This window comes from Peribacillus sp. NPDC060253 (assembly GCF_042727425.1).
Taxonomy (GTDB): domain Bacteria; phylum Bacillota; class Bacilli; order Bacillales; family DSM-1321; genus Peribacillus.
In genome coordinates this window covers 45,038-66,080 of the sequence record NZ_JBHXAS010000018.1, presented here as the reverse complement: position 1 = coordinate 66,080, position 21,043 = coordinate 45,038, and the positions used below count along the sequence as shown (strand labels likewise).

The 21,043-nt window shown below is 39.2% G+C and carries 22 protein-coding genes, 1 pseudogene and 1 riboswitch; of the genes and pseudogenes, 7 read left to right on the top strand and 16 right to left on the bottom strand.

Annotated features, from left to right (window positions below; translation table 11 throughout):
* The 8 genes from ACFWE9_RS07370 to ACFWE9_RS07335 form a co-directional block, all read right to left on the bottom strand.
* Positions 1-268, bottom strand: a 268-nt coding sequence (locus ACFWE9_RS07370) for a hypothetical protein (RefSeq protein WP_377356252.1), incomplete at its 3' end; no start/stop codon positions are given.
* A gap of 20 nt (positions 269-288) precedes the next feature.
* On the bottom strand, positions 289-852 hold the full coding sequence (locus ACFWE9_RS07365) for a hypothetical protein (RefSeq protein ID WP_377356250.1): 564 nt from the start codon (positions 850-852) through the stop codon (positions 289-291).
* Positions 853-1,019: 167 nt separating this feature from the next.
* Positions 1,020-1,421 (bottom strand): hypothetical protein, encoded by a 402-nt coding sequence (locus ACFWE9_RS07360; RefSeq protein WP_377356248.1) that lies wholly within the window; start codon positions 1,419-1,421, stop codon positions 1,020-1,022.
* A gap of 135 nt (positions 1,422-1,556) precedes the next feature.
* On the bottom strand, positions 1,557-1,700 hold the full coding sequence (locus tag ACFWE9_RS07355) for a hypothetical protein (protein ID WP_377356246.1): 144 nt from the start codon (positions 1,698-1,700) through the stop codon (positions 1,557-1,559).
* Positions 1,701-2,727: 1,027 nt separating this feature from the next.
* A complete protein-coding gene (locus ACFWE9_RS07350) occupies positions 2,728-3,147 on the bottom strand; it encodes a hypothetical protein (RefSeq protein WP_377356244.1) in 420 nt (139 codons plus the stop codon).
* Entirely contained in the window at positions 3,147-5,273 is a 2,127-nt protein-coding gene (locus tag ACFWE9_RS07345) for a ribonuclease YeeF family protein (RefSeq protein WP_377356242.1), read from the bottom strand. Before ACFWE9_RS07345 ends, ACFWE9_RS07350 begins: the two co-directional genes overlap by 1 nt.
* Entirely contained in the window at positions 5,270-5,560 is a 291-nt protein-coding gene (locus ACFWE9_RS07340; RefSeq protein ID WP_377356240.1) for a YwqI/YxiC family protein, read from the bottom strand. The genes ACFWE9_RS07345 and ACFWE9_RS07340 overlap by 4 nt, the downstream gene beginning before the upstream one ends.
* The gene (locus ACFWE9_RS07335) at positions 5,560-5,985 is read right to left on the bottom strand and encodes a YwqH-like family protein (protein ID WP_377356238.1); all 426 of its coding nucleotides are present in this window, start codon (positions 5,983-5,985) and stop codon (positions 5,560-5,562) included. Before ACFWE9_RS07335 ends, ACFWE9_RS07340 begins: the two co-directional genes overlap by 1 nt.
* Positions 5,986-6,492: 507 nt before the next feature.
* Between ACFWE9_RS07335 and ACFWE9_RS07330 the strand changes: the two genes are divergently transcribed.
* Positions 6,493-6,789 carry a DUF3892 domain-containing protein gene (locus ACFWE9_RS07330; protein WP_230160895.1) on the top strand — a complete coding sequence of 99 codons (297 nt, stop codon included), beginning with the start codon at positions 6,493-6,495 and terminating at the stop codon, positions 6,787-6,789.
* A gap of 89 nt (positions 6,790-6,878) precedes the next feature.
* Here ACFWE9_RS07330 and ACFWE9_RS07325 read toward each other — a convergent pair whose 3' ends face one another.
* Together ACFWE9_RS07325 and ACFWE9_RS07320 are read right to left on the bottom strand one after the other, a co-directional pair.
* Positions 6,879-7,688 carry a hypothetical protein gene (locus ACFWE9_RS07325; protein ID WP_230160893.1) on the bottom strand — a complete coding sequence of 270 codons (810 nt, stop codon included), beginning with the start codon at positions 7,686-7,688 and terminating at the stop codon, positions 6,879-6,881.
* A 149-nt stretch (positions 7,689-7,837) separates the two neighbouring features.
* Positions 7,838-8,359 (bottom strand): YbaK/EbsC family protein, encoded by a 522-nt coding sequence (locus ACFWE9_RS07320; protein WP_230160891.1) that lies wholly within the window; start codon positions 8,357-8,359, stop codon positions 7,838-7,840.
* 168 nt (positions 8,360-8,527) lie between these two features.
* Positions 8,528-8,572, top strand: a riboswitch (PreQ1 riboswitch).
* Positions 8,573-8,578: 6 nt separating this feature from the next.
* Between ACFWE9_RS07320 and ACFWE9_RS07315 the strand changes: the two genes are divergently transcribed.
* The 3 genes from ACFWE9_RS07315 to ACFWE9_RS07305 all read left to right on the top strand — a co-directional run bounded on the left by ACFWE9_RS07315 (position 8,579) and on the right by ACFWE9_RS07305 (position 11,582).
* Positions 8,579-9,064: a QueT transporter family protein gene (locus ACFWE9_RS07315; protein WP_230160889.1), complete on the top strand. Its 486-nt coding sequence runs from the start codon at positions 8,579-8,581 to the stop codon at positions 9,062-9,064.
* Between the two features lie 121 nt (positions 9,065-9,185).
* Positions 9,186-9,842: a TVP38/TMEM64 family protein gene (locus tag ACFWE9_RS07310; protein ID WP_230160886.1), complete on the top strand. Its 657-nt coding sequence runs from the start codon at positions 9,186-9,188 to the stop codon at positions 9,840-9,842.
* Positions 9,843-9,956: 114 nt separating this feature from the next.
* Complete coding sequence (locus ACFWE9_RS07305; protein ID WP_230160884.1) at positions 9,957-11,582, top strand: PAS domain-containing sensor histidine kinase; 1,626 nt, start codon at positions 9,957-9,959, stop codon at positions 11,580-11,582.
* Positions 11,583-11,644: 62 nt separating this feature from the next.
* Here ACFWE9_RS07305 and ACFWE9_RS07300 read toward each other — a convergent pair whose 3' ends face one another.
* Positions 11,645-13,102 carry a cadherin-like beta sandwich domain-containing protein gene (locus tag ACFWE9_RS07300; RefSeq protein ID WP_377356235.1) on the bottom strand — a complete coding sequence of 486 codons (1,458 nt, stop codon included), beginning with the start codon at positions 13,100-13,102 and terminating at the stop codon, positions 11,645-11,647.
* Between the two features lie 322 nt (positions 13,103-13,424).
* Here ACFWE9_RS07300 and ACFWE9_RS07295 point away from each other — a divergent pair, with 322 nt between their 5' ends.
* Both ACFWE9_RS07295 and ACFWE9_RS07290 read left to right on the top strand, forming a co-directional pair.
* Entirely contained in the window at positions 13,425-15,059 is a 1,635-nt protein-coding gene (locus ACFWE9_RS07295) for a copper resistance protein CopC (RefSeq protein WP_377356233.1), read from the top strand.
* 19 nt (positions 15,060-15,078) lie between these two features.
* Positions 15,079-15,732, top strand: a complete 654-nt coding sequence (locus ACFWE9_RS07290; RefSeq protein WP_230160878.1) for a YcnI family copper-binding membrane protein — start codon at positions 15,079-15,081, stop codon at positions 15,730-15,732.
* Between the two features lie 80 nt (positions 15,733-15,812).
* Here the strand turns inward: ACFWE9_RS07290 and ACFWE9_RS07285 are convergent, their stop codons facing one another.
* The 5 genes and pseudogenes from ACFWE9_RS07285 to ACFWE9_RS07265 all read right to left on the bottom strand — a co-directional run bounded on the left by ACFWE9_RS07285 (position 15,813) and on the right by ACFWE9_RS07265 (position 20,205).
* Positions 15,813-16,772 carry a S8 family peptidase gene (locus ACFWE9_RS07285; RefSeq protein ID WP_377356231.1) on the bottom strand — a complete coding sequence of 320 codons (960 nt, stop codon included), beginning with the start codon at positions 16,770-16,772 and terminating at the stop codon, positions 15,813-15,815.
* 334 nt (positions 16,773-17,106) lie between these two features.
* Positions 17,107-17,184: pseudogene (locus tag ACFWE9_RS27125) on the bottom strand (SEC-C metal-binding domain-containing protein); the annotation flags it as partial.
* A gap of 614 nt (positions 17,185-17,798) precedes the next feature.
* Positions 17,799-18,368, bottom strand: a complete 570-nt coding sequence (locus ACFWE9_RS07275) for a nitroreductase family protein (protein ID WP_230160872.1) — start codon at positions 18,366-18,368, stop codon at positions 17,799-17,801.
* Positions 18,369-18,379: 11 nt separating this feature from the next.
* Entirely contained in the window at positions 18,380-19,552 is a 1,173-nt protein-coding gene (locus tag ACFWE9_RS07270) for a toxic anion resistance protein (protein ID WP_377356229.1), read from the bottom strand.
* Positions 19,549-20,205, bottom strand: a complete 657-nt coding sequence (locus ACFWE9_RS07265) for a 5-bromo-4-chloroindolyl phosphate hydrolysis family protein (protein WP_230160867.1) — start codon at positions 20,203-20,205, stop codon at positions 19,549-19,551. The genes ACFWE9_RS07270 and ACFWE9_RS07265 overlap by 4 nt, the downstream gene beginning before the upstream one ends.
* A 248-nt stretch (positions 20,206-20,453) precedes the next feature.
* On the opposite strand from ACFWE9_RS07265, the gene ACFWE9_RS07260 reads away from it, so the two are divergent.
* Positions 20,454-20,918: a hypothetical protein gene (locus ACFWE9_RS07260; RefSeq protein WP_290370623.1), complete on the top strand. Its 465-nt coding sequence runs from the start codon at positions 20,454-20,456 to the stop codon at positions 20,916-20,918.
* Positions 20,919-21,043: the final 125 nt, after the last annotated feature.

Below are 21,043 nucleotides of genomic sequence, written 5' to 3'. Positions count from 1 at the left end.
CAACAATTCTCTTGTCATAGTTATCATGCCAAATAAAATAATCAGATAAACCCACTCTAGGTTTATTTATATCACGATAGATGCTACTCAATTCCATCATAGTTTTACGATATGGTTCTGCTGATTCACAACCCAATAAGCATGAATCAATCAACTCAATTGAGGCTTTAGCTTGTCTTATTATAAATTCTAAATCATTCTTTTCCTTTGTCAATATTTTCACCAAACGAACATAAGCACCTTTAATAACTAATAATGTTTGCTCCAAGTTTATCCCCCATATTACAATTATTTTATTGGAATTTCATTAACCACTTCTAAATCCTTAATTTTCCATGGTTCTGACACAAAAATTTGATTTCCTCCACCTGAATAGATTCCAGCTTGATGGCCCGCCGGCCCCTCATATATAGTAGTTCCTTTAGGAATTTTCAGTGTATAAACACTATCTAGTGGAGATGAACCAGTTAGTGAACCTGTTTTTGGATCAATCCATTGTGCCTTTACAGCAAAATCAATTCTTCCTTCTATTCTAGTTGAAGGTTCTCTTGTAAAATATTGGCCTAAAGCATTTCTCCCACCACCTGCTTTTCCCGCTCTATATAAAATCAAATCTTGCTTAAGTACTTCCACATTATACTTTCCACCTCTATAGGTAGATGCAGCTCCCGGATTAATGTCTGCTAAAGGTCCTGGATTCTCTATCATATTATACTTATAGTTATCTCCAAGTTCCCCTTGACCTGTTTTATCTAGTGATGTTGTTCCTTTATTTATTAATGCTGGATTCTTTGCCTGTAAATGATCCACATACTTAGCCGCACCAGCCACACTGCCGATTCCGAGTGCCATCAACAGCCCGTTCTGGCGCTGTTCCTCGGTTAGCTGGCTGCAAAGTGGAGTTAAAAAAATAATTATAAAAGTTATAAGATATAGAAAAGCCCCTAATAAGGGGCTTTTCTATTGTGCATATTAGGGGAACAGCTCAATAAATATTATAGGCGTTTGAAGCGAGGAAGTTAATCTAATGAATAGGGTTTCCTCTCCTCGATTATCTCCACTTCATCCCATTCCACAGATTTGGAGTACATATATTTATCTGTACGTTCAAAACCCATCTTTTTAGCAAGTTCAGTGTTTGTTGTATCCAACAATACTTTACCAGTTTTTCTTTCTTCTGATGCTGGAAACAGCTCTCCCTTATATACAGCATAGGGATTAATAGAATATAATTCTTTAACTTCATTTACATCTACTATTTTCGTGTAAATATTATTTTTGTAATAAGTAAAGCCATTGTCCATATCTTTTTTATCATTGCTTATTAATTCAATAGCCTCCACTGCATCAGATTCTATGAATCTATACTCTTTCCCATTATAGATCGTATACTCACCTTTTCTTATCATTTTCCACTCCATTATTTAATTTTCCATTACCAAAAAAATAAACTGCTTCTCTTCCCGTTTAACATAGCATAAACTGGACTCTGGACATAAAAAACCCCTATAAAGGACTTTTATAGGGGTTTTTTATGTTTATATGGGTGATTTACATCAATCCCCATACTCTTCTTTAATTGCTTTATCTGCACAAAAACTATGGAATTGCTTGATTAATTCATCAATATCTTCTTTTCTTGTGATTTTCTCAAGCCATTCTTTAGGAATGTCGTCCATTTTATAGTACATACCTGCCATTGTTCCTACTCCTTGCTCAATTCAATGTACTACTGATTGAATAAGGTATAACACTTTTGTTTTATAAAAACTAACACCTATACTACAAAATCACTATAATGTTTTTCCATTTCATAAAAAAACCTTGAATGGCTTTAAGCCACTCAAAGTTTCATTTTATTCTAGTGGAATACGGATTTCTTTTTCGATAACCTTAACTATGTTACCACGGCATGCAATGGTTTTGGTGCTTTTGGATGAGTAGTCTGTTATTCAAATCAATATGATTACCACCTATAATTCTACTTACCTATTTTCCCCATCGTTATCATATATAAAAATTTAAAAATTCGATCCTCATTACCCTTTTCGATAATTGTTGAATTTTGTATTTCATCCACATCATACAATATCCATTTTCCATCTTCACAGTAACAACCTGTTGAAAATGGTACATTAGTTTTTCATTCAATAACTATATTAAGTTCTTGTAAATCTATTCCTAACTCTCTTATCTTATTTTCATACTCATTTCGTGTCATTTTTCTAACTTCCTTTATTTTGTATTGATCCATGGAGCTGCTCCCCATAACACCATAGCCATTCCTTTTTCATTGCATAAAGCAACCAATTCAGGCTTTGATTGAAAAGTTTTATATTGAGAATACCAATTAGCAATAGCATTTTCAGTAATATGAGGATTGCTTGTTCCCTACTTTATATTTAATTGATTAATAGAATTTATTTTGTTTACTGAATCTCCTGGTTTATCAATACTAAAATCATTTATAAAATTGCATTATAGTACGTATTATCAACTCTCTAGACTTTGCCTTGTTTCCAGTATAAGAATTATCAATTGAAAGATTTCTTTTCTCGAGACTAAAAAAAAAAGACCTTAACAGTAATTTGTTAAGATCTCCTCGCTTAGTATGAACGGATTTTCCCCTATCATCCAATAATTATACATTTTCTTTTTTATGCTCAACTTTGAAGAAATAATTTCGAGTTATCTTCTTACATGCTTCAGTTATACACTTTCTTCAGTTTACCTTTGGAAATAAAGTATGCTGATTCCTGCATCACTGGACCTGGGATCATACCATTGAGTAATCTTACCCCATTCAAATACATTTTCAGACAATATTCCCTCAGGATACCCAATTTGCTCTGTAAGCCATTCGCCATGCTGAGATAGTTTTTCTTCATAGTCACATTGGTTAATAGTTGGATTATTAACTTTCAAATCAATCCCCCATATTAAATTATCTTTAAATGATAATCGGACATTAAAATATTTGCTGCCTAATTTAGGTGCGTTTAAAAACCTTAAAGATTCATTATGACTATCAAGGGTTATAGATTTAAACTTACTTGAAGATTCTTTTGTTTTTATATCAACTAATTTACAGTTAGGAAAAATAAAAACACCATCTATTTCTAACTCTCCCTTTTTCAGATTACTCATCACTTAATCCCCCCTCCACTTTCTTCTAATAATTTTACAGCTTTTTTGATTTGTAACACTTCTTTTTCAGTTAATTTAAAATTTTTCAATTCAATAACATTTGGATCCTCTGCTATCTCTACAAAAGTCTTACTGATTGTTTCGTATATGTACTTACCACTTTCATCTTTTTGTTGTAACAATGTTGAATTAAATTCTATTCCATTTCCTCTTAATTTTTGCTTAGTTACATCGTCCAGTACAGGATTTACTTTTCCTTCCCTAAGTAGATCTTCAAAATCAGGTGTGAATATTTGCTCTAAACCGCCTGATCCAAATTGAGGATTCGCATCTGTCATACCTCTAGCTGATGGTAAATCATCCAGTAATTCGAACTCGATGACCTGAAATTTATAATCTCCCGTTCCATCATCAAATTCTCTAGGATTAACTTGAACACCTTGAAATATTTTTTTTGAATCTCCGTCTACACTATCTAAAACCTCTTTTGTAAAACAATAACCAGTTGGTCTTGGAAATCCAGCATATAAGATTGTGCCTTTTTTCAAAATAATATCCTCATATGTATCTATACCAAAGTAAGGATTAGAACCTTGCCATAACCTTGCTCTCTGTGAAGGTTTAAGAATGGTCTTATTTTTTAAAGTAGCTTCCTCTATTACACTCCATTTTATATTTTCCAGTTCTCTTATCGTGATATTCGGCTTAACTTCCTTTAAAACTTTTTCAACAACATCTCCATCAAGCATAACCTTAGTTCCTATGGAATTTTGTTTCTTAATTACATACTTTAGTACGTCTTCAACAGGTTTTGGATTTGGATGTTTCGCTATTTCCTTAGCATATTTTCTTACTACTTTATTTCCCTTTAATAAGTCAGTAATTTGATAGAATGAATTCTTTGCCTGTAAATGATCCACATACTTAGCCGCACCTGCTATACCGCCGATTCCAAGTGCCATCAACAGCCCGTTCTGGCGCTGTTCCTCGGTTAGCTTATTGCCGAACATGTCCTTGCCTGTAACTGCTTCGCCAAGGCCGTTGGCTGCGAGGAGTCCGTATATCCCGTATTCGGTTTTTTGGAGGAGGCTAAAGCCTTTTGTCGTTTTATAGGCATCGAGCGCGTGATTCGCTGCGTTGAGTCCTTTGGCCGTTTTGTAGATGGCGCTTCCGCCCTTGATGGCCCGGCCGGCCCAGCCGACGACGGGGATGAATCCGGCTGCGGCCATGGCTCCTGCTGCGATTCTTTCGGCATCGGACAGCTTGCGGCCCGTTACTGGATCGACTCCGGTCGTTGCCCTGATAGAATCATAATATCCGGTGAATTCCCCTGTAAAGGTTTTTGTCGTATCCCAGGCTTTTTCATACCATGGGCGGTTTTCGAGCTCTTCCATTTCGCGTTCGATTTTCCGTGCATCGGCTTGCTGCTTTTTAAAGGTCTGATAGTCTTTCATCTGACCGGCGACTTCATCCTTCACTCGATAGATGTCACTATTCTTAAAGGCCGTTTGGTTGAACGTTATCGGCGAAACATTGCCATCCTGTTTGGTGGCATCTAGTAAGGCGCGGAAAAGGCCAACGGCCACGTTTTCCTGGCCGACGGATACATCATATTCCTCGACCAATTGCCTGTCGACATTCTCGACCTTTGTCACGGTGTCATCCAGTCTCTGGCCGGCCAGCGTGATTTTTTCATTAAAGTCTTTTTGGTCGAACATATCAAGAGGCAGGATATCATCAATGCTGTCGAGGATCCTTTGAAGATCGTTCGCTTGTTCATCGACAAGGGACTTTGCTTGGTTTATGCCGTTTGAGACTTCGCCATCTAAAAAGGGAACCTCGACCACCGTATTTCCGGAGAGGTCCGCCTCTTCCAGACTGGCCGGAATGCCCTCCAAAAAACTGATCTGGGTAGTGAATAGTTCCATCCAGGCGTCCGCCACCTGGATTTGCGCTTCATAGAAGCTTTTGATGGCAGCTGCACCGGCTCCCTGAAACTCGTTATCCAGGCCGACGATACCCTGAAATTCCTTTTTCAGGGCTGTGACTTCCTTCTTTAGTTCTTCATATTGCTTGGCACGCGACTTGGTTGCGGCCGTCAATGTCTTGGCTTCATATATTTTCATCGCGTAGGAAACCCATGTGAAGACGTATGGGCGATGGCTTCATCCTGTTCTTTTAATAAGTCAATGTTGGCACGGGTATCTTCCACATTTTTCTGGACGATTTTAATATATTGCTCAAAAACCTTCTCGAGGTTCGTTTCCCGGTCGATCCATTTCGAGGTGAATTGCAATTTATTTTTTCCAAGCTCACCTGCTGGCAGATTTCCAAGCGCGACTGTACCAAGCGCCGTTTTCACCTGATCGACTTGTTTCGTTACGGCAGGATGATTCAGTTTGATTGTCGTCATTAAAACAACCACCCTTTTATATATGATATTTTACTTTCCAATTGATCTATGACGGCTTCCCCTTTACCTAAAAGGACATCCGCTTCATGCGCTATCGTGCCTGCTGCACTCAGAGCTATTTTATCTATATTCAGTATCGTGATCTTTCCCTCGATTTTCTCTTGGTAGTCGTCATAATCATCATGAATGATCGTGGACATAGCCTTATATGCATCACTGCGGGCATCTTGAAAATCCTCTGCACGGTTTCCCGTCCAGCTTTTTTCCAAATCCGGATTTTTAATTTTAGCGATTTCCCCAAGACAAGCATTCTGTTCTTCTTTGATTTGTCTTTTTGCCTGCTCCAAACGATTGATTTTTTCATTCACATCGGACATTTTACTGGAGAGGGCTGAGTGAATTTCACTCAATGAATTTGCATACACTTAAAAAATCACCTCAAAGATCTCATTATGTAGAATGTCATATTTTTCATAATTTTTATTATAAGGATTATAGTCTTACAGTTAAATAGGGATAAATAAGCTATTTACGCTAGGTATTTAGGAAATTCTTCTCATCAAAACCAATTCTGAATTAGACTTTCTACCCCTGAATTTCCATTTTTAAACATAAAAAAAAGAAACAGGCTTCCTCCTCTTTTTTTATGCATGATCTGAATTCTTTTTCGTCAATTAAATGCGGAGCTTTCACCTTTTTCCCTTTTTTATGATTTGGATTCATATTCCTCCCTTTATTAAGTGGATATAGTTTCACACTTCCACTTATTCAAGTGCCATGCCAGAGCAAAAAGGACAAGAAGACAGGCTTCGCTCATGAAGCGTGCCGATAAATCGGCACATCCTGACAAAGTAACGGCTCAAGTTAGACGAAATTCGGTTTGTATATTGCAGAACAAATGGCTCACCCTATAAATAGGAGGTGTCCAAAACATGGACCAATTTGAAAAAGCCTATGAAACCTATAAACAGCAGGGTACACCGCAAGCAAACCAAATTGATTCATCTGGAAAAGAAGAAATCATAGCAGTAAGGAAAAATGAAGAGGACAATATTATCGCAATCAAGACGAACTCTGGTCGCGAACTAGACTACCCCACTGCCCTTTCCGAAGCAAAAGCAGGCAACCTTGCCAATGTCGACGTCTTCCATAAATATGGACGTGATATATTGCGAAGTGAGCCCGATGGGATAAAAGAAAATAACTTGGATCAACTACCGGAATTTTGACTTTTTGAGGGAGCTGCCTGAAATGGGCAGTTTTTTTCTTTTGGATCAAAAACGCGGAGAAAGGACCCAGCATGATAGCCGGATCCTTATTATTCATACTGATAGGATTCAGAGATTTCAAGAAGTTGGCCACAGGATTCGACCACCTCAATGATTTCCATCCACGACATGTCCAGCCCCAGTTCATTAGCATGGGAAATCTTATCCCTTAATTTCCGGATGGCATTTGCCTCCCTCTTCCCCTTGCTTTTCGAAGGAATTTGGAAGAACCCCCTCAATTCCTTATCTTTATGAATGATATCGAATTTATCACTGATTTGCAGGCATTCTATTAAATTGATATCTTCATTTTTATCGATTCTCCTCCTATATAATTCGTTTGCCTTTTCTAAACGGTCCTCGCTGATCATTGGATACCAGATGCCATCACCGAACCTATGCATGATGATATCGCTCATCCTCATTTCCAATAGGGTAATATATCCGAATATCAGCATCCTGATTGGGGGCTTTTGAAGGTCGGCATGCGTAATTAAGCTTTTTATAGAATTATTCTCTAACACAAACACCCTTGTTTTATTCTTAAAAATACGAAGAAGTTGTATCAAAGGGGTTGAATCCGAAACCATTTCCCTAGGTGAAAAACTTTTCAAGTATTCCGAGATGATCCCTTCACCAAGTTCTTGCCTTTCGATATATCCGATGATTTCCCCTTGATCTTGCACTGCCATTATATCGAAATTCTTTTTTTCCAACGCTTTTTGTATGTCAGTTGCTTCATCATTTTTATGGCAAAACTCAAGTTCCTGGGCTATGCTCTTAACCGTGATGTTTTCTTCATAAAGAGTTTTAAGACTAAGATAGCTGCTATTGTTTTTTTTATCGCTTCCCTTTAACATCTTTCACCCTCCACTTATAAACTTTCTCCGCGATTTGCCTACCACCAATTATAGACCGTTAATTTGCATCTGGTGTAGCTATTTCAAAAGAAGTGGAACAAAGTAGAAACGGTCATCAATAAATAAAGTCCACACAAAGTGGACTTTATTTATTGCGAATCTACTGCATTGCCTACCGCCGTTTCCTCATTCCCTTCTTCTTCCCAAGCCTTACAAACATCCACCCAATCCTCGGCGTTCGAATATTCAAATAATTCCGTGGTTGTAAGTTCTATTGCTGAGTTCGCACTGCCGCATGCCGGGAACAATGACTCAAAACGCTTCATTGATACATCAAGAAAAACATCTAGGTCGTTTGCAAGTCCAAATGGGCAAACTCCCCCGATTGCATGTCCGGTCTGTTCAAGCACCTCCTCAGGTGACAGCATTCGTGCCTTGTATCCGAACATCTGGCGAAACTTCTTATTATCCACTTTTGCATCCCCAGCTGCTACAACCAAAATCGCATTTTCACCTTCCCCCTTAAAAGAAAGAGTCTTAGCAATCCGAGCAGGGATGACGCCGATGGTTTCTGCTGCCTCACTCACCGTAGCACTTGATGTTTCGAACTCCATTACATCGCCTTCCCGGTCCCATTGTTTAAAATGGCTTTTGACACTCTCGATCGACATATTATATTCACTCCTTTGAAGTACATATAAAAATAATATCATCCTTCATTGCAATAAATCAAAATCCTTTTAGACTTTCACTGCATGATGAGTTATCATTTAAAAACCATTCTTTACAAATTGACGCAACAAGCATATATGGGCTACTATTAATCTTCGGGAAAAAGCCTAAACGTGGTTCGTAACCATCCCACGATAAAAAACTAGGGAGAGAATAAAATGAATGTTCGTACACTCGTGATAAACGGGTTATTGGCTGCCTTGTATGTGGCGGTCTCATTGGTGTTTAAACCAATCGCTTTTGAGATGTTCCAATTTCGAGTTCCGGAAATGTTGAATCATCTGATTGTATTCAATAAAAAGTATATCTACGGTATCGTCGGCGGAGTCTTCATATCGAATCTGCTCTTTTCACCGATGGTTCCGTATGATTTGATTTTTGGGGTGGGGCAATCCGTGCTCGCCTTATTGCTGGTCATTTTTGTATCGCGGTTCATAAAAAGCATTAAAGGGCGGATGATCGCAACGATTATCTTTTTCACATTCACCATGTTTTTGATTGCAATTGAACTGAACCTTGCCTTTGGCTTACCATTCTGGTTTAGCTGGATGACCACGGCTGTCGGTGAGTTCGTTGTCCTCTTGATTGGTGCGCCAATTATTTATGGAATGAACAAAAGAATTCAGTTTGAAAAGTGGCTTTAAAGGAATCTTCGCTTCGTAAACCCACTATAATGTAAAAGAGCTGTGTGCATCATGCGACAGCTCTTTTTTTCACCAATGAGCCTGAAAATGATAAACTATTAGTAAGAATGGTGGTGACCCTTTGAAAAAAGTCCTGACCTTAATCGGTCTTCTGGTAATCGCAATATTCATTTATTCTAATGCGGAATTGTTTACTTTGGTTTGGAAAAGTGATCTTGATTCAGTCATTAACATATTGAAGGAAAACCTTTTGCTCACTTTTTTCGTGACATTCGTATTGATGTTTATCCAGAATTCATTTACAATCATCCCTTTAATTTTGCTCCTTACTATCAATGTCACGATATTCGAGTTCATATATGGCTATCTATGGAGTTGGTTTACAAGTGTTGTTGCGTCCGGATTGATTTTTTATGCAGCAAGAAACTGGTTTCAGGAACCACTCTTAAAGAAGATGGGCGAAAAATGGCAAGAAACCGTTGTGGAGCATGGCTTTATGTACGTATTTACAGGGAGGATTTTCCCGCTTATCCCAACGAGTTTAATTAACTTGGCTGCTGGAGTCAGTACCGTCACTTTCAAGGATTTTTTATTTGCGACAGCACTGGGAAACCTTATATACTTTTTCTTTCTATCGCTAATCTCATATGGACTCCTATCTGTTGAAATGAACCTGTACACGGTAGCTGCACTCGCAATCCTCTTCTTACTATTTATCATTATCTATAAACGTTTAAAAAAGAAAAAAGCCCTAACCATCTTCAGGAAAAACAGGTGACCGCATTGGTCCCTGTTTTTTATTTATGATTCTGCATATATTTTTCTCCGATAGTTTGTTAAAATGTGTATGTAATTTTACCTTAGAAATGTCTTAAAATCAGGGAGAATCTCCATGTCCAAACGCTCCATCTTAGCAATATATATCCTTTCCGGGATTTTTACATTAGTCGTGTTCGACTATTTTTTAACTACAAATATCCACAACAAAGTGGTTTTCATTCAACTTCAAAGAGCGGAAGGCATTGTCTTTCTTTTATCAATAGGCTTGGTCCTATACCTTTATTTAGCTAAAAGGGAAGAATTCAAACAATTAAAAGAAGCGGAACAACGTCGGCGTACACTCATTAATTCAATGGTGGATTTCGTTAACTTCAAGGATGGTGAAGGCCGTTGGCTTGAATCCAATGCCTTCGGACTGCAATTATTTCAATTGGAGCATGTAGACTATAAGGGCAAAAAAGACAGCGAGCTCGCAGAATACACCGAATTTTATAAAGAGTCGTTGATCTACTGTGAAGTTTCCGATGAAGAAACATGGATTAAAGGGGAAATCACAAGGTGTGAGGAAATCATCCCTCTTCCCGATGGCAATCACAAAACCTTTGATACGATCAAAGTCCCATTGTTCTTTGAGGATGGTTCCCGAAAAGGCTTAGTCGTAATAGGCAGGGATATATCTCAAAGAGTTGTCGCAGAGAATCAATTATTCGATAGTGAACAACGCTATAAATCATTGTTTGAACACAACCCATATCCGATGCTCATGCTTGATTTAAACGGTATGATCACTACCGTAAACCCTAGGTTTGAAACGGTAACAGGGTTTCAACAAGAAGAAATCCATGGCGCCTCATTCATACAGTTGAACTTTTCAGAGGAGGATGAAGAACTGATCCGTACCTCTTGCCAATATGTCGTGGAAAACCATAAAGGGATCAAGAAAGGGAAAGATATTGAATTCCTTACGAAATACGGGAAGTCCATCTTGCTTTCCTGTACGTTTGTCCCGATGATGATTGGTGAGGAATTAGTCGGAATCATTACTTATGCTAAAGAGGTCACTCAAATACGAGAAACGGAAGCACGATTAAGAAGAACGGAAAAATTATCGATAGTCGGCGAACTTGCCGCCAGTGTAGCCCACGAAGTCCGTAACCCGTTAACTTCGTTAAAAGGATTCGTCCAGCTGCTTAAAAAGAACGATCATCCATTTGAACAATACTATACAATCATGTTAAGCGAATTGGACCGGATCAATCTTATTGTAAGCGAGTTACTCGTTCTGGCAAAACCACAGGAACTTCCATTCAGCAAACATCAAATCATCGGACTGATGAATGAAGTCAAGACCTTATTGAAACCGGAGGCAGACTCTTATCCAACCCAAATATCAATATCCGTAAAAAATGAAATCCCCCTGCTTTCATGTGAGGCAAACCAACTAAAGCAAGTATTCATAAACATGCTCAAAAATTCCATGGAAGCATCTGCCGATCACATTTGGATTGATTTCGAGCATATGGACAAAAACCTTTCCATTACCATCAAAGATAATGGCAGCGGAATAGAAAAAAATCGGTTAAAGCATCTTGGGGAACCTTTTTATTCTTCTAAAGAAAGAGGAACCGGTTTAGGATTGACAGTCAGTTGCCGAATCATTGAGGCACATCGGGGAAAGGTCCATTTTAACAGCGAGCTAAACCAAGGAACCGAAGTTCAAATCATTTTGCCCATATAAAGCGTAGGACAAGTGTTAGTACTTGTCCTTTTTTGCATGATCGAAAATAACTTTTGGTGCATTTAAAAAAGGGAAGTGAAGAACGCCTTGACCTTCCCCCAGAATGACCCCGCCGCTGCAGGCTCATTCCCATTCAACATCCCCTGCACGACTTTGTCATTCGATGGAACAGTCTCCGTTTTACCAGCTGTACTCATTTGCGTTGCCTCAACTTCTGTTTCATTTGTTTTGATATCGTCCACGGTTTCTTCTTCATCCATTTCCACATCCATATCCTTTTCGAAAACAATAACGTAAGTACGCCGGTTCCCATCTTTTGAAACCGTAACTGAAATGGCCGTCTTCGCTTTATCCTTGATCTTTACATTCCTACTGCTCTCACCTTCATATTCAACCGTGGCTCCACTAGCACTTGAAGCAGCATTCATTTCGACTGAGGTAATATCATTATCGACTTTGACATGATAGGTATGCTCATTCGAATCAAAAGGCTTGTTCCATACTCCAGTTGATACTGTCAGATTGTTCAAAAATGGCGGGGTTTTACCTTCTTCACCTAAAGAATCAGCAGATACTGCCTCCTCTACAGGAATTGATTTCGTTTTTTGTGTTGAAATGTTTTCATTCTGTTGTACCTTCGATACTTTGCTGCCATTGCTTGTTTTTACATTATTAAATGAATCAACAGGGGTGGAAGATGGTTTATCTCCTTTAGACGCGGATGGCTGAGTTTTATTCGCCCCAGTAATAGGTTCCTTTTGAACTGTATCCTCTTTAGATTCGGCATCCTTATCCTTCGATTCCGTTTTCTTAGCTGCAGCCCGTGTAATCGTTAGCGTATATGTTTTTTCATCCCCATTTTCTGCAGTAACGATAATCTTCACCATTGTCTTACCAATTCGAAGGGGTACCTTTACACCTCCACTCGTTGCAGCCGTTCCGTTCACCTTTACATTTGCAGCACTATCACTCAATGTCGGAGACAAAGTAATTGTCTTGATTTCATTCTCCACAGAAACATTATAAGCCGTCACTTTAGAATCAAAAGGTAACGAGCCGCTTGATAATCCAATCGAAGTTAAAAAGTTGTCATCACTTTCAAGTTTTTCAACCTTGACGGTATAGGTCATCGTTTCATTTATTCCATCGCTGACTGTGATCTTGAATGTATTGATGCCAGTTTGAAGAGCTAAGTCCTTGGCCTTCCCATTTGTCAGTTTGACACCATTCACGGATATGGTGGCATTCTCATTGATACTCTCAGCAAGCAAGGTGATCTTTTCAACTTCATTCGCCACTGTTGCACTATAGTCGAGTACATCTTCTGCAAATTTTTGATCCAATGCAATATCTTTTATTTCTAGCTTCGAAAGACTATTCACCGTTCGGGCATCTTCCTGAATGACGGCTGTCCCTTCCTCAGCGTATGCGGCAGGCATATAAAATGATGTTCCTATCCCCGCAAGAGAACAAACCAAGACCACCTTCACGCTTTTTTCTTTTAACCCCTTCTTTAGCAAAGCCTATCCCCCCTATAATTCCTGCAAACACGATAGGGCCATAGTAACAAAGAAACCTTAATTATTTCTTAATGGGCTGTTGCACTAACTATCCAACCCCTAATGATCAACAACATCATGCAAAGGAATTCCAAACCAATATTTCCTTTTGATTATTTACATGTCTATAATGTTGGGAGGTAGGCTATTCTATTCATATCGTTTTCCTTTTCTTTTGAATCTCAAACTGCCTTTAGATCATTCATTTAATTTCACTGTTTTTTCACATTTTGCTCTTATAATAATCTTACATAAGCTAATGAAAGGGTGATGGCACACCAAGATGAAGAATTATTTATGGGTGGTAGTAAGCTTATTCAGTTTGCTTTTATACCCGGCAATGGCTTCTGGTCACGCTACAGTAATAGGCTCTAACCCTAGCCCAAATGAAGCGATGGAAAATCTGCCTGAAAAGATCAGCATTCAATTCAGTGAGAATATACAACCAGCTTTCCATTCGCTTGAAGTATTCAGCCAGAATGGGGACAAAATTCAAATTCAAGACAGTAAAATTTCGGAACAAAGTGAAACAATACTGGAAGCTAAGTGGAAAGGCAAAATCGATGAAGGGATTTACTACATAAAATGGAGAGTGGTTTCGAGTGATGGCCACCCCATCGAAGGGACAATCCCCTTTCAATTCGGAAACTCGACCGCCCTATCAGATCAAGACATTTCTGAAGTGAACGCAGGATTTCCGAATTCCATCATCATTTTCCTGCAAAGTCTACAATACATAAGCTTCGCAGCTCTTTCAGGCGTCCTTTTTTTCCAATTATCTTTAACGAAGGATACCAACCTTTTTCAAGCTAGCAGGAGAGCACGTCTATACCTTTGGGTTTCATATGCAAGCTTGGCACTTTCCGTCTTCTGCAGTCTGCCTTTAAAAGTGACGATTGACGCTGGTGTAGGGTGGACGGATGCGTTTAATGTGACTTATATAAAAGAAGTATTGAATGCTACAAACTTCGGAAACATCTGGGTCATTGAAATTCTAATGTTGCTCCTTCTATTTTTAGCTATTTATTTCATGCTCGAGAACTCCTTGATTAAATCATTACCCATCTTTTCTTTTATCATTATAGCCATTTTGATGGTCTGTAAGGCATTCACAGGACATACAGCTGCTGTTCCTAATCACATTCTGGCTGTTGTAATGGATTTCCTCCACTTACTGTCCATGGCTTTATGGCTTGGCGGCCTTATGGCCTTATTGGTTATTTTGCCTGGGCTTGCCAATCGACAGGCAGTCCAAAAAGATAAGAAAACATTTTACTGGTCGATCATTCATAGGTTTTCCAGATGGGCGTTTTTATTTGTAATCATACTGATCATTAGCGGGATATATAGCAGCTTTCAACATGTACCGACTTTCCATTCATTGTTAAACACAACATATGGACAATTATTACTTGCGAAAATCGGTCTTATGTTAGTCATGATCGGTTTAGGAGCCTTTCATTTTTTCAGGGGGAAAACGCAAGCGAAAAAACTTGGTTTTAGTGTGGGAATGGAATTTGGTTTAGGGATCGTCGTACTCCTTGTTGCGGCTCTATTGACAAATGTCCAAACTGCGATGTCTTCCCCTGGGCCAATTGAGAAAACGGTAATGACGGAAGAAAAAAATGAGGTTACATTATTGGTGACTCCAAATGAAGTTGGGGACAATCTGATTCAAGTTGATTTATCCAATGAAGACAAGCCAATTGCTGAAATAGAACAGCTTACAATCACGATGCAGCCAATCGATACGCCTGGCGGTGAACTAAAGCTGCAAATGCAAGAAAAAACTACAGGTACATTTACATCAAAGTCTTTATTAACCATGCCAGGAAAATGGAAAATCAATATTCACGGATTAACTGAAAGCCTCGATTCAATCAATGCTGATTTTACAATTTTCATAGGAAATTCATAACAGAAGGGATTTTATAAAAATGAAAAACTTTTCAAAGCTACTGATCTCTACATTTGCTGCATTATTCATTTTCTCCGGTTCGGCGTATGCACACGTTACAGTCAAGCCTAGTTCATCTGCCCCTGAAGCGTGGGAAACTTATACAATTAAAGTGCCCGTTGAAAAAGAAACGGCCACAACAAAAGTGACCTTAAAAATACCTGAAGGGGTTACTTTTGAAAGCTATCAGCCTGTACCAGGATGGAAAGTAACCACCGAAGACAAAAATGGGCATGTTAAAACGGTAACTTGGACTGCAACGGATGAAGGAATTGCAGCTGGACAGTTCCAGCAATTCTCATTCGTTGCCCAAAACCCTAAAGAAGAAACGAATGTGGCCTGGGATGCATTTCAATATTACGAAGATGGTGAAATTGTTGAATGGAGCGGTGACGAAGGCTCAGATCTACCGCATTCTGTAACGGAAATTTCACTAGCTCCTAAGGCTGATGCAGAATCTACGGACCATGGTCACAAAGATGAAGCTGATACGGATAATACCAAGGCAACTGACAATTCAAAGGATACGGTACAGACAGAAGATGATAGCAATGAAACGCTGATCATCACCCTTTCTGTCATATCACTAATACTCTCCATTGTAGCGCTTTTTGCGGCTCTAAGGAAAAAATAATCATTAAGGAAGGTGTCCCAAATTTCTTGGGACACCTTTTTTCACTTCTACTATTCCATAACCATCGTTTTACTCGGGAACTAGAAGGTTTTCTGTGAAACCTTAATGGATTGATTAACCCTTTGTTCCGCTATAGTTAAGTTAAGCAGTCCATTCCCTTGTGCTTTTTTGCTTATTCCGAGATCTTCCGTACTTTTCACTAGCTGTGCATATAATTCCGCTTCAGTTAGCGTGCGGCCAAACTCCTTTTCAGCAATCACTTTCAAGAGAGCTGCTGCACCGCTTACATGAGGCGTAGCCATTGACGTTCCGCTCAGCCTAGCATATTTATTTCCTGGATACGTAGAGAGAATATCAACCCCTGGCGCCACCAAGTCTATTTCATCATTTGTATTTGAAAAATCCGCTAAATTTCTGCTTAAATCCACAGCACCGACTTCCACCACTTCTGGATATGCACCCGGATAATCCAATTCGTCCGTTTCATGACGCCCATCCCCGCTATTTCCAGCTGCGCAGACAACTAGGATATCTTCCTGAAGCGCTCTTTGAATGAGCTTATGTTCTGCTTCATCCGCAGGACCTCCAAGTGAAAGTGAAATAACTGAAACCTTTTCCTCATTCGGTCCCCGCCAATTGATCGCATACTCTAAAGCTCCATTGATCCAATTAATATCACCTTGACCTTGGCCATTTAAGGCCTTTAACGCTAATATGCTCGCTTTCGGGGCCACTCCCACTACACCAACACTATTAATGGCCGCCAAAACCGTACCGCTCACATGTGTTCCATGCCCGTTATCATCTTGATAATCACCGGTATTGGTAAAATCCTTCCCACCAATGATTCTTTCTTTGAGGTCTGGATGTCCCTTATCAATACCTGTATCGATGACGGCAACTACCACGCCCTCACCATGATTGCTTTTTTCCCAGATTGCCGGGGCTTTCACAAGCTCGACACCCTCAGGAATCCTTTCTTTCACAGTCTCCATTACTTCAAGAACTTTGTACGGTATTAATCTTTTTTCTCTTGTCATTTGATTACCCCTTCCTTCGTTCAAAGTTAAACTGCCATCATTGTAGGGATTTTCATCCCGTCTGGCTGCCGTCTACCGTTGAAAGAGATGAGATCAAAAAACTCTTCTCCCTTATATATACCAGATTTTTGAAAATAATAAATAAGTTTTCGGAAAATTCCGTCTAAATGACTACTTTTTATTTCTTTTACTGCTATTATCTGGTACTCTCATTATAGAACAAACGTTCGTAAAACACCATGTTTTTTTTATTTATTACACAATTCGTTTTCAACCGTTACGATTTTCAAAAAAAAAAGAAGTGACTCCTAATCGAGTCAACTTCTATGAATGATCAAGCTGCGCCGCAGCATTTTTTGTATTTTTTTCCGCTTCCGCATGGACATGGTTCATTCCTGCCAATGACCGGCTCCGTATGAACATGAGGCATTTTAGCTGCCTTTGCACTTTCCATGATGATTTGCGTGCCTTTTTCCTTCATTTGCTGATATCGCTGTTTAAATAAATCCATTACGTCTTTACTGTATTTTAACGTGTCCTCCGCAATATCCATTGCCTTTTGCTTGGAAATATTATAATCCTCTAGGGTAAATTGATTATCCCCGAAAGAAACCCTCACTCCAAAATGCTGTCCTGCCTGTTTATTGGACTTGCTCTCCTCAACGAATTCAAGGTATACTTCCTGGCAATCACATGTCTGATGCATGCAATAGTAATCATATATCCAATACGTTTTGTCTTCGTACTTACTCTTTAAAGCAATTCCATCCTCAACGCCAAAAACATCCAAATACTTTATCGCTTTTCCATCAAGTATCTCAAATGGATCAATCGTTCTCATCTATAGACACATCCTAATTCATCAAAATTTATTCTTCCTATGTATTGTACAACCTAAATCCTCAATCGTCACTTGAAACGAAGCGTGACTAGGATAAGTCCCTTTTTGGTAAAAGGATTAAAACAATCCAATAAAAAACAGCTGCAACAGTGTGTTTGCACTGATGCAGCTGCCCCCTTTATCCATCATCCGATCCATGTGGTCAATTCATCAATCGGTGTTTTCTTAGCAGGCTTCGGCTCCATGTCAGGGTAGCCCAAGTAAATGAATGCCAGTATTTCTCCTTTTGAGGATAAATTGAAAAATTCCCGGACCTTTTCATGATAAGTTATTTTTCCCGTTCTCCACACTGCCCCCAGCCCTAAGGAATGTGCAGCAAGAAGCATATTTTGGATAGCACTGTTCACTGCCGCATATTCTTCGGTTTCGAGGACATTATTCTTATCACTAGGCTCTATGCCCACGGCGATGATGACCGGAGCCCTAAGGGGATTCTTTTTTTGCCTTTCAAGCTTACTTATTAAATTTTCCGGAGTATCATCCGCGTTTTCAATTCGCGTTATTTCTTCGAATACCTGCCCAAGTTTATTTCTTCCATCTCCAGTCAAAACAAAAAAACGCCAAGGCTCCGTCCGATGATGATTAGGTGCATATGTTCCAGCTTCAATAATTTGCTCAATCATTTCTTTAGGTACCGGATCTTGCTTAACGATCCCAATGCTTCTTCTCGTTTTTATAGCTTCGATAGTTTCCATATTATCTCCCCTTATCCCTTAATCTCCAATAGTTTTTGTTTCAGCTCATTTTCCATGGACGCCAATTCCTGTTCGGCATGTCGGCGTTTATGCCTGCCCTCCTCTTGGATCCGCATGGTTTCTTCAAGTGTAGAAATCAAGTTAGCTTGGGTATTCTTTAGAGTTTCAATATCGACAATTCCCCGCTCATTTTCTTTAGCCGTTTCAATGGTATTTGTTTTGAGCATTTCAGAGTTCTTCAATAACAAATCATTCGTGGTTTTGGAAACCTGCTTTTGCGCTTCTACAGCATGACGCTGCCTGATTAGGGTCAATGCAATCGCAACCTGATTTTTCCAAAGTGGAATCGCCGTCATGATCGAAGATTGTATTTTTTCGACTAGCGCCTGATTCGTGTTTTGGATCAGCCTGATTTGCGGTGCGCTTTGAATCGTGATTTCACGACTCAATTTCAAGTCATGCAGCCTTTTATCCAACCGTTCAGCAAATTGGCGCATATCATTGACTTCTTGAAACTGCATTTGATCATTGCTCAATTCCGCAGATTTCTTTAGCTCAGGAATCGTTTTCTCATGAATTTCTTCGAGTTTAATTTCCCCCGCCGCAATATAGACATTCAACGCCTGGAAATATTCCTTATTCGTTTCATATAGCTTTTCAAGGATTACGATATCCGATAACAAGATATTCTTACTCCGATCGAGCTTCACACTGATGCGATCAATCTGGGCACCCGTTTTTTGATACTTGGAAAGCGCTTCCTGTACAGTTCCCGAGAGCTTCCCGAACATCCGCGCAAAAAATGAGGGCTTATCCGGTTTAAGCTCATCAGGGCTCAGCTCGTTTAACTTCTTCATTAAATCACTGATAATGTCGCCTACTTCACCAACATCTTTTTTCTGTACATGCTCAAGCATCGAATTCGAAAAAGTCAGGAGCTTTGATTGGGCGGGTGTACCATAGGATATCATCGCTTGATGATTCGTTGGGTCAATTTGTTCAGCAAGCTGATAAGCCTTGGCCCGGTTCTCTTCTGGAATGACATCAATCAGTTTAACCGGCTTCGCTTCCTTGGGAGACGCTTTCTCCAGCTCCTGCACCTCATTAAAGGGATTGGCTAAAAGATCATCCATCAAATTGGCATTATTCGTTTTATTCAACAGGTTTGGATCATTGTTATTCATTTTAACCTCCTGCTTTCATCAATTACTTGTGACTCTTTTTTAGTTTTAATCGATTGCTTTGCAACGTCCAATTCGAAGTTAAGGTGATCGATATCATCGGCAATCACTTTGTATAAATCTTTTTCTATCGTTTTAGTGAGTTCCTTTAAGGTTTTGCGGGTTTCTGTTAAAGATAGTTCGAGTTCCTTATTCTTTCTTGGCTGCTGTGATAAAAAAACATATTTCTCCGCAAGCTCCGTGGCAGAATCCAGATGCGAATAATAAAATTGTTCCGCCTGGTAAAATCGCTTCGGTTCTTTTTTAGTCAGACTATATATTTTTCTGATCATTTTAATCATATCCTTCCTCTGTTTAAAAGAAGAGATATGTCTGACCGAGATTAGCGCCTTTTGCACTCGCCATATTTTCGGTTTTGCTTCACTTAAATTTTTCTTTATATATTGATATTCTTTTCTCGTCAATTCATGTTTTTTGAGGAAGCGCGAGGAAAAATAAACGGAACTTAGCCAGTATGCAAGCGTCCCTCCCGCTAAGGAAATGGCAACAGACAAAACAAACGGTTGATTCAATACAAAATAGCTAATTAGCCAAACTGGTAAAACCGTTGGAAATCCAATCAATATCGGAACAAAACCAGCTAGAAATCGATTCATGATCATTACACTCCTGACTTACACTCTTTTCTATATATACGGATTATCCTTTTGATTGGTTTCATGATAAAAAAAGATTTTCTCTTACCCTAAACGATATAGGAACAGGATGATTTCTGCAAATTTATTGAAATTTTTCTTTAAAAAACATACCTCGTGATTCGCTCATATGGGCTATCGCCTAGTCACTTATCTGGAACTTACATAAGTTATAACGTACCATCCCGATTTTAAAAGGAGAGTTGACTATGAATTCATACGGATTTTATCCTTTTCCACAACAAAATGGAAATCACCAGTACATTCAACCTAATTACAACCCATATTTCCAACAACCGGAACGATTTGATTATGTCCCGCAGCAGGATTGGGATTATCAGAGAGATTGGGATTATCAGCAAGTTCAAGAAAATTCATACACCCAAGTGTCCGACCCGTTAGATATAGATAGACAACAGCCGCAAACTCAGCAACTTGAAAGAAGAGTCCGGGAACTTGAACGTCAAAACGAGCGTCAATCGAGGGAACTCACTCGGCAGAACCAAGAAATTACAAGGATAAATCGAGAAGTGAACCGTGTAAACCAGGAAATAACCAGACTGAATCAAAATGATCAACGCCATACGAATAGGCTGAATCGACTAAATCAAAGACTTCGTGCCGTTGAACGAAACCTAAACATCCCCTTCACCGCAACAGATGATGGCTTTTAATAAAAAAGCAGGAGCTCATTATGAGCCCTGCTTTTTTATCTGCTTTGCTGTTTGTGCGTTCTCTTGAGTTTCGGCTGTTTACTCGTGAATTGGGAGCATTTACTCGTGAGTTTGTGCTTTCCTCA

Coding starts and splice junctions, on each gene's coding strand:
- ACFWE9_RS07365 (WP_377356250.1), bottom strand. CDS start 852: ATGGCACTCGGAATCGGCAGTGTGGCTGGTGCGGCTAAGTATGTGGAT.
- ACFWE9_RS07360 (WP_377356248.1), bottom strand. CDS start 1,421: ATGGAGTGGAAAATGATAAGAAAAGGTGAGTATACGATCTATAATGGG.
- ACFWE9_RS07355 (WP_377356246.1), bottom strand. CDS start 1,700: ATGGCAGGTATGTACTATAAAATGGACGACATTCCTAAAGAATGGCTT.
- ACFWE9_RS07350 (WP_377356244.1), bottom strand. CDS start 3,147: ATGAGTAATCTGAAAAAGGGAGAGTTAGAAATAGATGGTGTTTTTATT.
- ACFWE9_RS07345 (WP_377356242.1), bottom strand. CDS start 5,273: ATGAAAATATATGAAGCCAAGACATTGACGGCCGCAACCAAGTCGCGT.
- ACFWE9_RS07340 (WP_377356240.1), bottom strand. CDS start 5,560: ATGACGACAATCAAACTGAATCATCCTGCCGTAACGAAACAAGTCGAT.
- ACFWE9_RS07330 (WP_230160895.1), top strand. CDS start 6,493: ATGGACCAATTTGAAAAAGCCTATGAAACCTATAAACAGCAGGGTACA.
- ACFWE9_RS07325 (WP_230160893.1), bottom strand. CDS start 7,688: ATGTTAAAGGGAAGCGATAAAAAAAACAATAGCAGCTATCTTAGTCTT.
- ACFWE9_RS07320 (WP_230160891.1), bottom strand. CDS start 8,359: ATGTCGATCGAGAGTGTCAAAAGCCATTTTAAACAATGGGACCGGGAA.
- ACFWE9_RS07315 (WP_230160889.1), top strand. CDS start 8,579: ATGAATGTTCGTACACTCGTGATAAACGGGTTATTGGCTGCCTTGTAT.
- ACFWE9_RS07305 (WP_230160884.1), top strand. CDS start 9,957: ATGTCCAAACGCTCCATCTTAGCAATATATATCCTTTCCGGGATTTTT.
- ACFWE9_RS07295 (WP_377356233.1), top strand. CDS start 13,425: ATGAAGAATTATTTATGGGTGGTAGTAAGCTTATTCAGTTTGCTTTTA.
- ACFWE9_RS07290 (WP_230160878.1), top strand. CDS start 15,079: ATGAAAAACTTTTCAAAGCTACTGATCTCTACATTTGCTGCATTATTC.
- ACFWE9_RS07285 (WP_377356231.1), bottom strand. CDS start 16,772: ATGACAAGAGAAAAAAGATTAATACCGTACAAAGTTCTTGAAGTAATG.
- ACFWE9_RS07275 (WP_230160872.1), bottom strand. CDS start 18,368: ATGGAAACTATCGAAGCTATAAAAACGAGAAGAAGCATTGGGATCGTT.
- ACFWE9_RS07270 (WP_377356229.1), bottom strand. CDS start 19,552: ATGAATAACAATGATCCAAACCTGTTGAATAAAACGAATAATGCCAAT.
- ACFWE9_RS07265 (WP_230160867.1), bottom strand. CDS start 20,205: ATGAATCGATTTCTAGCTGGTTTTGTTCCGATATTGATTGGATTTCCA.
- ACFWE9_RS07260 (WP_290370623.1), top strand. CDS start 20,454: ATGAATTCATACGGATTTTATCCTTTTCCACAACAAAATGGAAATCAC.